This is a genomic window from Amycolatopsis sp. A133 (assembly GCF_031082405.1).
Lineage (GTDB): Bacteria > Actinomycetota > Actinomycetes > Mycobacteriales > Pseudonocardiaceae > Amycolatopsis.
Genome location: NZ_JAVHJU010000076.1, coordinates 330,700 through 344,849 on the forward strand (window position 1 = coordinate 330,700; position 14,150 = coordinate 344,849).

Here is a 14,150-nt window from a genome sequence, read left to right on the forward strand (position 1 = left end):
GTCCCGACGGCAACATCGGACACGTCGCGACCCGCGGCTTCCTCGGCTCGGCCCGCGCCGCCGTCCGCGCCATGACGCCGGGGGCCGGCCGATGGCCGCAAGGATCTTCAAGACGCGCGGAGCGGCCGTGGGCCAGGCTGGCCACCCAGCCCATGAAGGACAGGGGAGAAATGGCTTCCATCAGCAAGGAAATCGTCATCGAGGCCGGCGCCGACGACGTGTGGGAGGTGATCGGCGACTTCGCCGCCGGCCCCTCACGCATGGCCCCGGGGTTCGTGGTGGACACCCGGGCCGAAGCCGGCTTCCGGGTGGTGACCTTCGCCGACGGCACGGTGGTCCGCGAGCGATGTGTCGATGTCGACGACGCCACCCGCCGGATCGTCTACTCGGTCGTCGACGGCACCGTGCGACCGGAACACGACAACGCCTCCATGCAGGTCGTCGCCGACGGCGAGCGGCGGTGCCGGCTGCGGTGGACCCGCGATTTGCTGCCGGAGGAGCTCGCCGCACCGATGGCGCGGGCGATGTCGCGCGGCCTGGAAGCCGTCAAGCGGACCCTGGACGGAACCGGCGATCCGCACCCTCGCGAAACGTCGTCGTCAGCTCGCCCAAGCCGTCGATTCGGCTGATCAGCACATCGTCCGGGGTCAGGTAGCGCGGTGGGTCCATCCGGTTGCCCACCCCGCCCGGGGTGCCGGTGAAGATGAGATCGCCGGGCAGCAGCGCGCAAATCGCCGACAGCCGGGACACCAGTTCCGGGACGCCGAAGATCATGTCTTCTATGGACGCACTCTGCACCACGGACCCGTTGAGCAGGCACGTGATCGCGGCACCGCCGGGCAGTTCGTCCACGGTCGTCAGGTGGGGTCCGGTCGGCCCGAAGCCGGGGAACGACTTGGCGAGCGAAAACTGCGGTGGCTTGCCGAGCAGCTGCACCCGCCGCTCCGAAAGGTCCTGGCCGACCAAGAAGCCGGCGACGTGGTCGAGCGCGCGTTCCTCGGGGATCCGGTGCCCGCCCCGGCCGATCGCCGCCACCAGCTCGACTTCCCAGTCGACCCGGTCGCCCGGCAGCTCGACCGTTTCCCGCGGGCCCGCGATGCAGGTCGGGAACTTGGTGAACACCAGCGGGTCGGCCGGCGGTTCGAAGCCGGCCTCGGCCGCGTGCGGCGGGTAGTTGAGCGCCACCGCGAACACCTGCCGCGGCCGCGGGACGGGCGGCCCGAGCCGATCCGGGTCGACCGGGACCGAACCAGGCGGTGCGGAGCGGGCCCACTCGGTGAACGCCGTCCAGTCCGCCAGGACGGCCATCGGGTCGGGGCCGAAGCCGCCGGCGTCGAAGACGTCGAGGGCGCGGTCGCCGGTGATCAGGGCGGCCCGGCCACCGACGTTCGCCAGCCTCACCGCCACTGGCCGGCGGCCGGCGGCGGGGTGCCGTGGGCTTCTTCCCACGAGACGATCCGGTTGCGGAGCACGCCGAGCTTCTCGATCTCGGCCTCCACCACGTCGCCGGGCTTGAGGTAGTTGTCCATGGGGCTCCCGGTGCTCGCGGCCACCCCCGCGACCGTGCCGGTCGTGATGAGGTCGCCCGCGCTGTAGACCTGCGGCGAGTGGTAGGCGACCAGCTGCGGGAGCGAAACCGACATCCGCGCGGTGTTCGACTTCTGCCGCACCTGGCCGTTCACCCGCAGCTCCATGTCGAGGTCGTGCGGGTCGCCGACCTCGTCGGCGGTGACGATGTACGGGCCGATCGGGCAGAACGTGTCGATCGCCTTGGAGAACGAGAACACCCCGGACTCCATCTCGCGGCGCTGGATGTCGCGGGCGGTGATGTCGTTGAACACCAGGTACCCGGCGATGTGCTCGGCCGCCTGCTCGGCGGTGAAGAACTTGCCGGGCTTGCCGATCACGACGGCCATCTCGAGCTCGTAGTCCAGCTCGTTCGTCAGGTGCGACGGGTACACGACCGGGTCGCCGGGGCCGATGATCGCGTCGACGTTCTGGAAGAACACGATGCCCTTGTTGACCGGGTGCGACCAGTTGACGCGGGCGAGGTCTTCGTGGTGCTCGCGGAAGTTCCCGGCCGTGTGGAAGAACTTCTTCGGCACGATCGGGGCCCGTAGGCGCACCTCCGACGCGCGGAAGCGGCGCCCGGTTTCGGGCACGCTCCCGCCGCGTTCGAAGAACTCGCGTGTCGAGGCGGTGTCGAGTTCCAGGACCAGGTCGTCGGCGAGGCGGCCGACCAGGCCGTCGTCGAAGGTCACGAGCTTCACGGGCGCTCCACGGGGACGGTGACTCGGAAGACGCGCAGCTGCAACGCCAGCGTCGCGTAGTAGCCCACCAGCGTGGTCAGCTCGACGGCCACGCGATTGCCAATGGCCGGCACGGTCTCGGCGTAGGTCACGTCGTCGGCGTCGTCCTCGGTCAGCAGCGCCAGCACGAACCGCAGGGCGGCGCGCTCGACGTCGCCGAGGTCTTCCGGCACGGTCAGCGCGGCGATCGCGGCGAGCTGGGCGTCCGTCGCCCCGGCGGCGCGGGCGGCCGGTTCGTGCGCGTACCGCTCGAACGCGGCGTCCCAGCGCGCCGCCACCGCCAGGATCGCCAGCTCCCGCACGCGGGCCGGGAGCGCGGTTTCGTAGCGCACGGCCGCACCGAGCCGCTGCAGGGCCTGGCCGATCGGCGGCGCGAACAGCATGGCGTTGAACGGCCCGGTCAGCGCGCCCTCGGCGTCGGTGAGCGGAAACGGGCCGCCCGCCCGCGGTCCGGCCGCGATGGCGTTGTGGAGGGCGCGCTGGTCGTCGTCCAGCCCTGCCGGGGTGAGCCGCGGGAGTCTCGTCATGCGCCGATCCCAGCACCACGTCCGGCGCGCGGACGACGAGCTGCCGTTCAATGGCACGACCGTTCCTTCCCGGCGAGCCGCGCGCCTACCGTCGCCGCCAGATCGGGAGCGAGGAGCGCAAGGTGGAGTGGCTGGGTCTGCGGGGCAAGGGCGCGCTGGTCGCCGGCGCGGGCGGGATCGGCGGCGCGGCCGCCCTCGCGCTCGCCGAGGCCGGGGCCGACGTGGTCGTCGCCGACATCGACGAGGAGCGCCTCGGCGAACTGGCCCGGCCGGGGGTCCGCACGCTCGTCGCCGACCTCAGCGACGCCACCGGCGCCCGCGACTGCGTCACCCGCGCCGACGCGCTGCTGGGCCGCCTCGACGTGTTCGTCCACGCGATCGGCGTCAACGACCGGCGACCGGTCCTCGACACCCCGGACGACGTCTGGCGGGCGATCACCGCGGTCAACGTCGACAGCGCGTTCCGGACCGGGAAGGCGGCGGGCGAGCTGATGGTCGCCCGCGGCTACGGCCGGATCGTCTTCCTCTCCTCGGTGTCCGGCCTGCTCGCCCACCCGCACCACGCGCCCTACGCGGCCGGCAAGGGCGCGGTCAACCAGCTCGCCCGGGTGATGGCGCGGGAGTGGGCCGCATCCGGTGTCACGGTCAACGCCGTCGCCCCCGGCTACACCGAAACCGGCCTCACCCACGCGCACCTGGAGAAGCCCGGCGTCCGCGACGGGCTCACCGCGCTCGTCCCCGCCGGGCGGCTAGGCACCCCCGAAGACCTCACCGGCCCGATCTTGTTCCTCTGCTCCGACCAAGCCGCGTTCGTCACCGGGCACGTCCTGTACGCCGACGGCGGCCGCACCCTCGTCTGAAGGAGTTCCCCCTTGCGATTCACCGGCAAGACCGTCCTCGTCACCGGCGCCGGCACCGGGTTCGGCGCCGAGATCGCCGTCCGGGCGGCGGCCGAGGGCGCCGACGTCGCCGTGCACTACCGCGGCTCCCGCGCCGGCGCCGAGCGCACCGCCGCCCGGGTCGAAGAGCAGGGCCGCAAGGCCTTCCTCGTCCGGGCCGACATCGCCGAGCACGCCCAGATCCGGCGGATGGCCGACGAGGTGTGGAGCCACTTCGGCCGGGTCGACGTCGCCGTGAACAACGTCGGCGACGTCGCCCGCGACCAGATGTCCTGGCGGGACCTCACCGAGGAATCGGTGGACCACGTCCTCGCCGTGGACATCAAGGGCACGCTGCTGTGCACGCACGAGTTCGGCGACCGGATGCTCGCCCAGGGCGGCGGCGCGATCGTGAACATCGGCTCGACGGTCGTCGCGCGCGGCAGCGCCCGCGCCCCGCAGTACGCGGCGGCGAAGGCCGGGATCATCGGCCTGACCAAGTCGTACGCGCACGCGTTTGCGCCCACCGTCCGGGTGAACGTGTTCGCCCCCGGCTTCATCGAGACCGAAGCCACCCTCGGCCGTGAGGACTGGCGAACCGGCCGCGCGGACAAGCTGCGGAACGCGACCCCGATGGGGCGGATCCCGAAGCCCGAAGAGCTCGCCGGGGCCGCGTTGTTCCTCGCCACCGAGGACGCCGGGCACATCACCGGCGGTTTCCTGGTCGCCGACGGCGGCTACACCATGATCGGCGCATGATCTCGTCAAGGAGGACGCAGATGGCACCCAGGGTGGTCTTCACCGGCGGCCGGGTCTTCGACGGCACCGGCTCCCCCGCTGTCCCGGGCGACGTGATCGTCCGCGGCGACCGGATCGAGGCCGTCCGGCCCGGCGGCGGTACCGAGCTCGCGCCGGACGACCGGGTGGTCGACTGCCGCGGCGCCACGGTCATGCCGGGGCTCGTCGAGTCGCACTGCCACCTGACGTTCCCCTCGGCGGTCGGGCACCTCGACCCGTCGTTCAACCCGCCGCTCGACGTGAGCTTCTTCCGCAGCATGCCGAGCCCGGACGAGCACCTGGCGCTCGCCGAGCGCAACGCCCGGATCCTGCTCGACCACGGGTTCACCAGCGCCTACTCCGCCGGCTCGCTGACGCCGGTGCCGACCGAGGTGCGGCTGCGCGACCGGATCGCCGCCGGGTTGACGGCCGGGCCCCGGCTGCGGGCGGCGTCGTTCGAGCGGGACAACAACCCGGTCCGGATGGGCCCGGACGGCCCGGTCCGGCAGGAGACCGGCCCCGGCGCCGTGCGCGCGTTCATCCGCGAGCAGGCGGACCTCGGCTTCGACAGCGTGAAGCTCTTGATGAGCAACGACGACGTCTTCTTCGAGGGCGGCTCGATGGTCACCCAGTACAGCGCCGAGGAGGCGAACGCGGCCGGCGAGCAGGCGCGGGAGTCCGGGGTGTGGCTCAACTGCCACGCCCAGTCCCCCGAGTCGATCAAGCTCGCGGTGCGGGCCGGGTTCCGCTCGATCTACCACTGCTCCTACGCCGACCCCGAGGCCGTCGACCTGCTGGAGGAGCACAAGGACTCGATCTTCCTCTCCCCCGCCGTCGGCATCGTGTGGGCGAACGTCCACGAGGGCGCCGAATTCGGCATCGACGCCGCGATGGCCGAAAAGATGGGCTCGGTCAAGTCCCTGGAGGCGATGGAGCAGCTGTACCCCGAGCTGCGCAAGCGCGGGCTGCGGGTGCTGCCCGGCGGGGACTACGGGTTCCCGAACAACCCGATCGGGCGCAACGCCCGCGACCTCGAGCTGTTCGTCCGGCTGTTCGGCTACTCGCCCGCGGAGGCGTTGCGGGCGACGACGTTCCACGGCGGCCAGGTGATGGACCTGCCGGTCGGGCTGCTCACCGAGGGCTACTTCGCCGACGTCCTCGTGGTCCGCGGCGACCCGACGTCGGACGTCACGCTGCTGCAGGACCCGGCGAACCTCGTGGTCGTGATGCAGGGCGGCCGGTTCCACCGGGCGGGCGCGTGATCTACCGGGAGGTGCCGGGCTTCCGCCCGCTGGAGCTGGACCTGACCGGGCCGGCCGACCCGGTGGCGACGATCGTCTACCTCCACGGCGGCGGCTGGCGGCGGGGTTCCCGCCAGGTGTTCCTCCCCGGCTTCGAGAAGCTGCCCGCCGAACTGGCGGCCGCGGGGTTCCGCGTCGCCGCGGCCGACTACCGGCTCAGCGGCGAGGCGGTGTTCCCGGCGCCCCTGGAGGACGTCCGCGCGGCAATCGAGTTCGTGCGCGACGACCGGCCGCTGTTCGTCTGGGGCGAGTCGGCGGGCGCGCACCTCGGCCTGCTGGCGGCCCTCGGCGGGTCCGCTGTGGACGGTGCGGTGGCGTGGTTCCCGCCCACCGACCTGCTCGGCCTGCGCGGCGACCTCTCCCGCGAGGCATCGCTGCTGGGCGCGGAACCCGGGTCGGTACCGGACCTTGCGCGGGAGGCGAGCCCGCTGACGCACGCCCACGCCGGCGCACCACCGGTCCTGCTGATGCACGGCGAGGACGACGACCTGGTGCCCGCCGCGCAGAGCGTCCGGCTGGCCGAGGCCCTGCGAGCCGCGGGCGCGCCGGTGGAGCTGCACCTGGTGCCCGGCGCCCGCCACCGCTGGACGGGCGCCGATCCCGCGGCCGTGGTGGCCACGTCCGTCAAGTTCCTCCGCACAACGCTCTTCCGCGCCCGGTCGTGAGTGGTGAGGCGGGTTAGAACCCGCCTTACCACTCACGACCGCCTCGGCCAGCTGCCCGGCGAACGCCTGCCCGGTTCTCGGTCGTCGCCCGCACCTCAGCCGGCGGAGAGTGCAGCATCGCGGCACCTCGGCCATCCGCGCCACCAGCGACGCCGGCGCGCGGCTGCTGCGGGTGCAGCACCGGGTAGACCAGGGCCAGCGCCGCGGGCAGCCAGCCGTCGTCGTCGCGCAGGCGCAGGGTGGCTCCCGCCGACAGGTTGCCGCCCGCGCTCGTGCCGCCCGCGCCGATCCGGCCGACCACGAGCCGATAGCCCACGCTCATCACGACGATCCCGGCCCGGTGCGCCGGCTCGCGGGCCACCCGGTCGGCTTCCCGCATGTCGAGGTCGCCCATCCGGAACGCACCGCCGTGCAGCCACACCAGGCACGGGGAGCCGTCGTCCGGGCCGCGCGGCCCCGGCACCTGGACGTCCGTGGTAGACGGGAAACCGTCCAGCAGCGGGAACTTCGCGGCCAGCAGCGGGTGGACGGGCATCAGGCCTGCCTCTCGGAAACGCGGGCGGTGTGCCCGATCGGGAAGAGCGGGTCCGCGGTGCCGCCCGGCCGGTCCTCCGGGTGGGCTTCGACCGCGGCCATCGAGGACGGCAGCTCGATCGGCAGCCGCCCCTCGGCGGTGGCGTGGCCGAACACGACGTCGAGGACGGCGTCGTCGGCCGCACCGAAGTCGGCGAGCAGCGCGGTGGCGTGCGCGGCGAGTTCCGGGACGACGGCGGCCCGGTCGAGGAAGACGTCCACGACCGTGGGCACCGTGGCCGCCAGCGCAAGCAGGTGCTCGCGGAGCTCGTCCGGCAGGTCGAGCCGTCCTTGGTGGAAGAAGGCTTCGGGCAGGCGTGAGCGCGGCTCGTACGGCGCGGCGATCCGCACCAGCGCCGCGTCGGCCTGGTCGGCACTGTCCACTATGGAGGCATAGCGGCCGGCGACCTCGGGATCGATTCCTTCGACGTACAACCGGATGCCCGGTTCCAGCGGCAGCGTCCCGGCGAGCAGGACCATCGACCGGCGTTGGGCGTCGGCGCCGGCCGCGGCGAAGTCGGCCCGGCCGGCAGTGGTCACCGCGTGGTTCTCGTCGACGTACGGGTTCTCGAACAACCCGAGCCGGAACACCACGTCCAGCACGCGGCCGGCGGACTCGTCGATCCGGGCCTCCGCGACCCGGCCCGTCTCCACCAGCCGCACCACGACGTCCGGGCACCACTCGCCGCCGAACTGGTCGACGCCCGCGTCGAGCAGCCGCAGCACCCGCTCGGCGACGTCGAGGTGCTCGGCGCCCCAGGCGCGGGCGGGCCAGACGGAGCCGTCCGGCAGCCGCGCGTCGGTGAGCAGCCCGAAGTCGGTGCACACCAGGCCGTCGAAGCCCTCGTCGCGGCGCAGCTGCCCGGCGATCACCTCGCGGTCGAAGGCGAACCCGACCCCGGCGAGCCCCGGGACGCCGACCGGGCGGCCGTAGTACGGCATCACCGCGGCCGCACCGGCCCGCAACGCCGGGCGGAAGACGGCGCGGTGCTCCTCGTAGCGCCCGTCGGGGTAGACCTGGTCCTTTCCGGACGCGAAGTGGGCGTCCTCGCCCCCGGCCTGCGGCCCCGCGCCCGGCCAGTGCTTGACCATGGCCGCGACCGAATCCGCGCCCGAGCCGTTGCCCTGCAAGCCTTCGACGTACGCGGCCGCCAGCCGGGCCACCAGCGCCGGGTCGGCGCCGAACGTTCCCGAAGTGCGGCACCAGCGCGGCTCGCTGGCCAGGTCGGCCATCGGGTGCAGGGCCAGCCGGATCCCGACCGCCCTGTACTCGGCGCGCACCACTTCGGCGAACGCGCGGACGGCGTCTTCGTCGGCCAGCGCGCCGAAACCGAGGGGCTCGGGCCAGCGCGAACAGCCGCCCGAGGGCACCGACGTCAGCGGGTTCTCGTTCGCCGAGTGCCGCGGATCGGACGACACCAGCACCGGGATGCCCAGCCGGCTGCCGGCCGCGAGCCGCTGGACCTCGTTGTGCCAGCGCGCGAGCGGGCCCGCCGGGACCGGCGCCATCAGCGACAGGCAGCGGAGGTGCTTGTCCCGCACCACTTCCGTCGTCGGCGCGGTGGGCAGCGGGCCGGCCGGCTCCTCGGCGAAACCGCCGTCGGGCCGGACGGCGACCGGGGCGTGGAAGAGCAGCCCGGCCTTCTCCGGCAGCGTCATCCGGCCGAGCAGGTCGCGGACGCGCGCGGCGACCGGCTGCCCCGGGTCCTGGTAGGGGTCCATGCCGGCGAGCATGACCGGCGAGGCGGGGCGGAGCCCATCGACGTGCCGTTCAATGGCAAGTCAGCGAGCGCCCAGCTCCCGGGAGATGCCCCGCGCCGCCGTCTGGACGGCCAAGCCGAGGTGCCGCGGCCGGGCCACCTGCTTGGGCACGAGCACACCGAGGACGCCGGCGAGGACGTCGTCGCGCCCGAAGATCGGCGCGGCGACCGACACGATCGACTCCGTCTCGTCCTGGCGGCGGAAGATCGCCAGCCGTTCCCGCCGGACCTCGGCCAGCGTGCGGCGCAGCTTCTCGGGCGGGATCAGCTGGTTGTCCGGCTCGCTGTAGACCGGCTTCGCCAGCAGTTCCTCCTGGACCTCGCGCGGCGCGAACGCCAGCAGCGCCAGGCCGACGCCGGTGGAGTGCAGCGGCAGCCGCCCGCCGGTGCGGTAGTCGACCGGGGCGGCCTGGTGCCCGGACAGCCGCTCCACCAGCAGCGCCTGCATGCCGTCGCGGACGGCCAGCTGGACGTGCTGGTGGGTGACCTCGGCCAGGTCGTTCATGAACGGCAGCGCGACCTGCCGCAGGCCGTGCCCGCGCGGCGCGAGCGTGGCCACCTCGAGCAGCCGCAGGCCGACGCAGAACCGGCCGTCGTCGTCGCGCTCGAGGGCACCCCACTCCCGCAGCCGGTTCGCCAGCCGCAGCGCCGAGCTCGGCGGCATCTCGCAGCGCCTGCTCAGCTCGGCCAGCGACAGCGTGCGGTGCTCGGCGTCGAAGGCGGCCAGCAGCGCCAGCGCCCGGTCGACGACCGGCTCCCCGTGCGCCGGACGGCGGCCCCGGTTTCCATTGGTTGGCACAACCGGTGACCGTACCCGAAGCCGCTGGTCATCCTTCCGGGCAACCGTGGCGAAAGGTGCCCGACGATGAGTGCTTCCCTCGAAACCACCCCGGCCGGACCGGGCTCGGCGGTCCCCCGCCGGGGCTTCCTGTTCTTCCTCGGCCTCGCGGCGGTCGGCGCGGCGATGGCCAACCTGGTCCCGGCGGTGCTGACGCTGTCGCTCAAGGCCACCGAGCTCGACGCCGCCCGCGCGACCACCACCGTCTCCGTCGTCACCGGCGTCGGGGCGCTGGCGTCGCTGGTGGCGTTCCCGCTGCTCGGCCGCCTCAGCGACCGCACGACCGGCCGGCTGGGCCGCCGCCGGCCGTTCCTCCTGCTCGGTGCCGGGTTGTTCGCCGTCGGCGCGCTGGTGATGCTCGCCGCGGGCAGCACGCTGGTGCTGACGCTGTCCGCCGTCGCCACGTTCGCCGGGTTCAGCTCGGTGACGGTCGCGTGCACGGCGGTGCTGGCCGACCAGCTGGCGCCGCACCGGCGCGGCCCCGCGTCCGCCGTGCTCGGGCTGAGCCTGCCCCTCGGCGCGGTCATCGGCCTCTTCGGCGCGCAGCTGGTCGCACCGGACCTCGGCGCGATGATCCTGCTGCCCGCCGCCGCCGCGATCGCGGGGACCCTGCTGCTGTTCGGTTTCCTCATCGATCCGCCGATCGCGCAGCGCCCGCCGTTCGACGCGCGCGAGCTGCTGAAGACGTATTGGGTGAACCCGCGCCGCCGACCGGACTTCGCGTGGGCGTGGGCGAGCCGGCTGCTGGTCTTCCTCGGCGTGGCGGCGATCCAGGCGTACCAGACCTTCTACCTCATCCTGGTGCTGCGCTTCCCGCCGGACCGGGTCGCCGGCGCCGTCTTCCTGTCCACTTTGGTCTTGACGGCGGCGGCGGTGGTGTTCGCCCCGATCGCCGGCAAGCTGTCCGACCGGGTCCGCCGCCGCAAGCCGTTCGTGGTGGCCGCCGCGCTGATCTTCGCCGTGGGCCTGCTGCTGGCCGCGGTCGCGCACTCGTTCCCGGCGTTCCTGGTCGCGGTCGGCGTCGTCGGCCTCGGGCAGGGTGTGTACCTGAGCGTGGACATCGCGCTGGTGACGCAGCTCGTGCCGGACCCGGCCAACCCGGCGAAGGACCTGGGCCTGATGAACATCGCGAACACCCTGCCCAGCTCGCTGGTGCCCGCGATCGCGCCGGCGGTGCTCGCGATCGGCGCCACCGCGCAGGCGCCGCAGAACTTCGCGGCACTCTTCGTGTTCGGCGCCGGCGCCGGGCTGCTGGGCGCGGTGCTGGTCCTGCCGATCCGCCAGGTCGCCTGATGCTGTTTCCAGGCCGGGCCGGCGGGCAGGCCCGCTCTGAACCGGAGGCTCCCACGCCCGCCGTCTCCCGCCGCGGTCACCCGCGACCCGGTCGTCCACCCGGCACGGTGGCGAGGTGCTCCCACGGGCCGCCGCGGTAGCGCCAGACGTCCAGGCCGGTCGCGGTGGCCGTGCGGGGACCGGGGTCGCGGCGGACCGCTTCGAGCGCCGCGGCCACGACGTCCGGGCCGGCCTTGTTCTGGACGGTCACGTGCGGCTTGAACGGCTGCGCGTCCTGCCGGGTCAGCCACGGCGACCAGCGTTCCCGCAGTGCGGCGTGCAGCCGGAGCAGGTCCGCCGATTCGATGTCGAGCGCTACCCCGCGGCCGAGCGACCGGACGCGCGCGACCGTCATCCCGAACGGCTCGCCCGCCACCTCCGCGCAGTCGGCGAGCACCGTCGTCAGGTGCGCACCCGGGAGCGCGTGGAACAGGGTGAGATGGGCGTCGACGAGCAGCCGATCCGGCGGGAACCACCGGCGCCGCAGGACGTTCCACGCCGCCTGCGCGCGCTCGTCGACGGCGAGGGTCACGACCAGGGGCGGCACCGCGCCGAGGATACGCCGGCGCCGGCCACCGAGCGCCGGAATCCGAGCCGGCCGGGCAGGCGTTCGACCTGCCGCCCCGGATCGGGGCGGCGTCAGGCGGTGGCCGGGACGACGACGACCTTGCCGTGCACCCCACCTTCGGCGGCCCGGGTGTGCAGCGCCGTCAGTTCGGCCAGCGGCACCCGCTCGGCGATGTCGACGCGCAGCTCCCCGCGGTCGACCAGCTCCACCAGCCGCGCCAGCTGATCCGCGTCGCTGCGGACGAACAGGTCGATGCCCCGCACGCCACGCTCCTCGTCGGACGGCGCGGGCATCCACACCGTCGTGTTCACCACGACCCCGCCCGGCCGGACCAGGGTGACCAGCGCGGCCAGCTCGGCCGGAGCGACCGGGGCGAGGTTGAGCACGACGTCGACCGGCTCGGTCACCGCCGCCGGCACGCTCGTGGCGGTGTGGTCGACGACCTCGTCGGCACCGGCGGAGGTGACCGCGTCGCCGCTGCGCGGGCCGGCCGTGGCGATCACGTAAGCCCCGGCGCCCTTGGCCAGTTGCACCGCGTAGCCGCCGACCGCTCCCCCGGCGCCGTTGATCAGCACGCGCTGCCCGGCCGTCAGCTTGCCGTGGTCGAACAACGCTTGGTAGGCGGTGAGGCCCACCAGCGGCAGCGCGGCCGCATCGGCCAAGGGGACGCTTTTGGGCGCGCGGGTCAGCACCTCGGCCGGGACGAGGACGTACTCCGCGGCCGCGCCCGGCTTGTCCATCGGCAGGAAGCCGACGACCTCCTCACCGATCGCGAGACCGGTCACACCCTCGCCCAGCGCGTCGACCGTGCCGGCGACGTCGAGGCCGGGGGTGTGCGGCAGCTCCACCGGAATGGGGCCCCGCATGAAACCGCCGCGGATGTTGCCGTCGACGGGGTTGAACGACGTGCCGGCGACGCGGACCCGGACCTGCCCGGCACCGGGGGCGGGCTGCTCCACGTCCTCGTAGCGCAGGACACCGGGGTCGCCGTACTCGCGGAAACGCACTGCCTTCATCGGAGTCTCACCTTCACTGGTTTCGCTTCGAATTCGAAGCAACTACGAGCTACGGTACTGCTGCTTCGAATTCGAAGCAAGTGATACCGGTCACCGCGGCCGCGAACACGAGGGCGCGCCGAAGGTTCCCTTGATCCACATGGACCTCAGGATCGTGGGCGGGGGCTCGGTCAGCCTGGGCCGGTTTGGCCCACCCTGACCACGGCCGGTCCGCCGGCGGCGCGGACGACCTCGCCGAGCCGGGCCGCGTCGGCCGAGCCCGGCGCCGCGGTGAGGACCACCGCCATCAGGTCGTCGCCGGGCACCTCGAGCAGGGTGCCGTCGAGCGCGATGGCCGCACCGTCCGGATGCCGGAACACGGCCCGGTTTTCGTACGTGGAAACGGTTTTCGGCGTGCGCCACAACAGGTCGAACGAACGGCTGGCGCTCCGCAGCTCGTCCACGAGCTCGGCGAGCGACGCGTCGCCCGGGTAGCGCAGGTGGGCGTCACGCAGCCGGGCGGCGAGCACGGCCCGGAAACCGGCCTGGTGGTCGTCGGTGCGATCGATCTCCGGGCGTGCGTCGCAGAACGTGCGCCACGCGACGTTCCAGTCCCGCGCGGTCCCGGTCACCGCACCGCTGCCCAGTGCCAGCCACGCGCCGTTGACGGCGACGACGTTCCACGCCGCGTCGACCAGGAACGCGGGGGTGTCGTCGAACCGCTCCAGCAGCCGCATCGCCGCCGCGCCGGCTTCACGCGGCACGTGCCCGTCGACCGCGGCGTACCCGGCGAGGGCGCAGAGCCGCTCGTAGTCCGCCCGGCCGAGCCGCAGCGCGCGGGCGAGGGCGGTCACCACGCCGGCCGACGGGTGCCGCCGTCCCTGCTCCAGCCGCCGCAGGTAGTCCGCGGACACCCCGGCGAGCTCGGCGAGTTCTTCCCGCCGCAGCCCACGGACCCGCCGCCCGGCGGCGCGGGGCCCACCGGCGGGCTCGGTGTGTTCGCGCAGCCGGCGGACGGCGGCGCCGAACTCGGACAGGGACATGGCGCCAGTGTGCACCAGCGGAAGATGCCCGTTTTCGGCACGGCCCCTTCGAATTCGAAGCAGTAGACTCGCGGCATGTCTGACGCACCACCGTCGCTCGACCCCGTGCAGCTCGGCGCCTACTTCGACCTCATCGAAGTGACCAGCCTGCTCCGGCACGCGGTCGAGCAGCAGCTGCGCGAAGCCGGCGACCTCAGCTACGTGCAGTTCCAGCTGCTGGCCCGGCTCGGGGACTCCCCCTCGGGCAGCCACCGCATGACCGACTTGGCCGACGGCGTCGTCTACAGCCGCAGCGGCCTGACCTACCAGGCGGGGTTGCTCGAGAAGGCGGGCCTGGTCGTGCGCACCCCATCTCCGGACGACGAGCGGAGCATCACGGTCACCGTCACCGACGCCGGGCGCGAGCGGCTCGCCGAAGTCCTGCCCGGCCACGTCGAAGTGGTCAGCGGCCTGTTGTTCGAGCCGCTCTCCCGCGACGACGTCACGGCCCTCGCCGGCCTGCTGGCACCGGTGCGCGAGCACATGCGCTCGACGCCACCCCGATCGGCCACGCCCCGCCGTCGCACGAGGAAAGGGTGATTTCG

16 protein-coding genes are annotated in these 14,150 nt (G+C 73.7%); 7 read left to right on the forward strand and 9 right to left on the reverse strand.

All coding sequences use genetic code 11. The features are described from left to right. The first annotated feature begins 170 nt into the window (after positions 1-170). On the forward strand, positions 171-629 hold the full coding sequence (locus tag Q5425_RS45995) for an SRPBCC family protein (protein ID WP_396135378.1): 459 nt from the start codon (positions 171-173) through the stop codon (positions 627-629). Here Q5425_RS45995 and Q5425_RS45140 read toward each other — a convergent pair. Genes Q5425_RS45140 through Q5425_RS45150 form a run of 3 tightly spaced genes read right to left on the reverse strand, consistent with a single transcriptional unit; the run spans position 547 to position 2,836 of the window. Then, on the reverse strand, positions 547-1,401 hold the full coding sequence (locus Q5425_RS45140; RefSeq protein WP_308678625.1) for a fumarylacetoacetate hydrolase family protein: 855 nt from the start codon (positions 1,399-1,401) through the stop codon (positions 547-549). The genes Q5425_RS45995 and Q5425_RS45140 overlap by 83 nt on opposite strands. Then, positions 1,398-2,270: a fumarylacetoacetate hydrolase family protein gene (locus Q5425_RS45145; RefSeq protein WP_308678626.1), complete on the reverse strand. Its 873-nt coding sequence runs from the start codon at positions 2,268-2,270 to the stop codon at positions 1,398-1,400. The genes Q5425_RS45140 and Q5425_RS45145 overlap by 4 nt, the downstream gene beginning before the upstream one ends. Continuing rightward, positions 2,267-2,836: a carboxymuconolactone decarboxylase family protein gene (locus Q5425_RS45150; RefSeq protein WP_308678627.1), complete on the reverse strand. Its 570-nt coding sequence runs from the start codon at positions 2,834-2,836 to the stop codon at positions 2,267-2,269. Before Q5425_RS45150 ends, Q5425_RS45145 begins: the two co-directional genes overlap by 4 nt. A gap of 50 nt (positions 2,837-2,886) precedes the next feature. On the opposite strand from Q5425_RS45150, the gene Q5425_RS45155 reads away from it, so the two are divergent. Genes Q5425_RS45155 through Q5425_RS45170 form a run of 4 tightly spaced genes read left to right on the forward strand, consistent with a single transcriptional unit; the run spans position 2,887 to position 6,457 of the window. Then, on the forward strand, positions 2,887-3,696 hold the full coding sequence (locus Q5425_RS45155; protein ID WP_308678628.1) for an SDR family oxidoreductase: 810 nt from the start codon (positions 2,887-2,889) through the stop codon (positions 3,694-3,696). A 12-nt stretch (positions 3,697-3,708) separates the two neighbouring features. After that, positions 3,709-4,473, forward strand: coding sequence for an SDR family oxidoreductase (locus tag Q5425_RS45160; protein WP_308678629.1), 765 nt, complete (start codon positions 3,709-3,711; stop codon positions 4,471-4,473). Between the two features lie 20 nt (positions 4,474-4,493). Next, positions 4,494-5,753, forward strand: a complete 1,260-nt coding sequence (locus Q5425_RS45165) for an amidohydrolase family protein (RefSeq protein WP_308678630.1) — start codon at positions 4,494-4,496, stop codon at positions 5,751-5,753. Beyond that, positions 5,750-6,457: an alpha/beta hydrolase gene (locus Q5425_RS45170; protein ID WP_308678631.1), complete on the forward strand. Its 708-nt coding sequence runs from the start codon at positions 5,750-5,752 to the stop codon at positions 6,455-6,457. Before Q5425_RS45165 ends, Q5425_RS45170 begins: the two co-directional genes overlap by 4 nt. Before the next feature lie 25 nt (positions 6,458-6,482). Here the strand turns inward: Q5425_RS45170 and Q5425_RS45175 are convergent, their stop codons facing one another. The 3 genes from Q5425_RS45175 to Q5425_RS45185 are packed head-to-tail and all read right to left on the reverse strand — an operon-like array spanning position 6,483 to position 9,589. Then, the gene (locus Q5425_RS45175; protein WP_308678632.1) at positions 6,483-6,992 is read right to left on the reverse strand and encodes an alpha/beta hydrolase fold domain-containing protein; all 510 of its coding nucleotides are present in this window, start codon (positions 6,990-6,992) and stop codon (positions 6,483-6,485) included. Continuing rightward, positions 6,992-8,752 carry a glycoside hydrolase family 3 N-terminal domain-containing protein gene (locus tag Q5425_RS45180; RefSeq protein ID WP_308678633.1) on the reverse strand — a complete coding sequence of 587 codons (1,761 nt, stop codon included), beginning with the start codon at positions 8,750-8,752 and terminating at the stop codon, positions 6,992-6,994. Before Q5425_RS45180 ends, Q5425_RS45175 begins: the two co-directional genes overlap by 1 nt. A gap of 60 nt (positions 8,753-8,812) precedes the next feature. After that, positions 8,813-9,589, reverse strand: a complete 777-nt coding sequence (locus Q5425_RS45185) for an IclR family transcriptional regulator (RefSeq protein ID WP_308678634.1) — start codon at positions 9,587-9,589, stop codon at positions 8,813-8,815. A gap of 66 nt (positions 9,590-9,655) precedes the next feature. Here Q5425_RS45185 and Q5425_RS45190 point away from each other — a divergent pair, with 66 nt between their 5' ends. Next, a complete protein-coding gene (locus Q5425_RS45190) occupies positions 9,656-10,921 on the forward strand; it encodes an MFS transporter (protein WP_308678635.1) in 1,266 nt (421 codons plus the stop codon). A gap of 76 nt (positions 10,922-10,997) precedes the next feature. Here Q5425_RS45190 and Q5425_RS45195 read toward each other — a convergent pair whose 3' ends face one another. From Q5425_RS45195 to Q5425_RS45205, 3 genes are all read right to left on the reverse strand, one after another. Further along, positions 10,998-11,507: a 2'-5' RNA ligase family protein gene (locus Q5425_RS45195; RefSeq protein WP_308678636.1), complete on the reverse strand. Its 510-nt coding sequence runs from the start codon at positions 11,505-11,507 to the stop codon at positions 10,998-11,000. A gap of 92 nt (positions 11,508-11,599) precedes the next feature. Beyond that, positions 11,600-12,544: an NADP-dependent oxidoreductase gene (locus Q5425_RS45200; protein WP_308678637.1), complete on the reverse strand. Its 945-nt coding sequence runs from the start codon at positions 12,542-12,544 to the stop codon at positions 11,600-11,602. A 170-nt stretch (positions 12,545-12,714) separates the two neighbouring features. Further along, entirely contained in the window at positions 12,715-13,566 is an 852-nt protein-coding gene (locus Q5425_RS45205) for a helix-turn-helix domain-containing protein (RefSeq protein WP_308678638.1), read from the reverse strand. Between the two features lie 75 nt (positions 13,567-13,641). Between Q5425_RS45205 and Q5425_RS45210 the strand changes: the two genes are divergently transcribed. Beyond that, positions 13,642-14,145: a MarR family transcriptional regulator gene (locus Q5425_RS45210; RefSeq protein ID WP_308678639.1), complete on the forward strand. Its 504-nt coding sequence runs from the start codon at positions 13,642-13,644 to the stop codon at positions 14,143-14,145. The last annotated feature ends 5 nt before the right edge of the window (positions 14,146-14,150 follow it).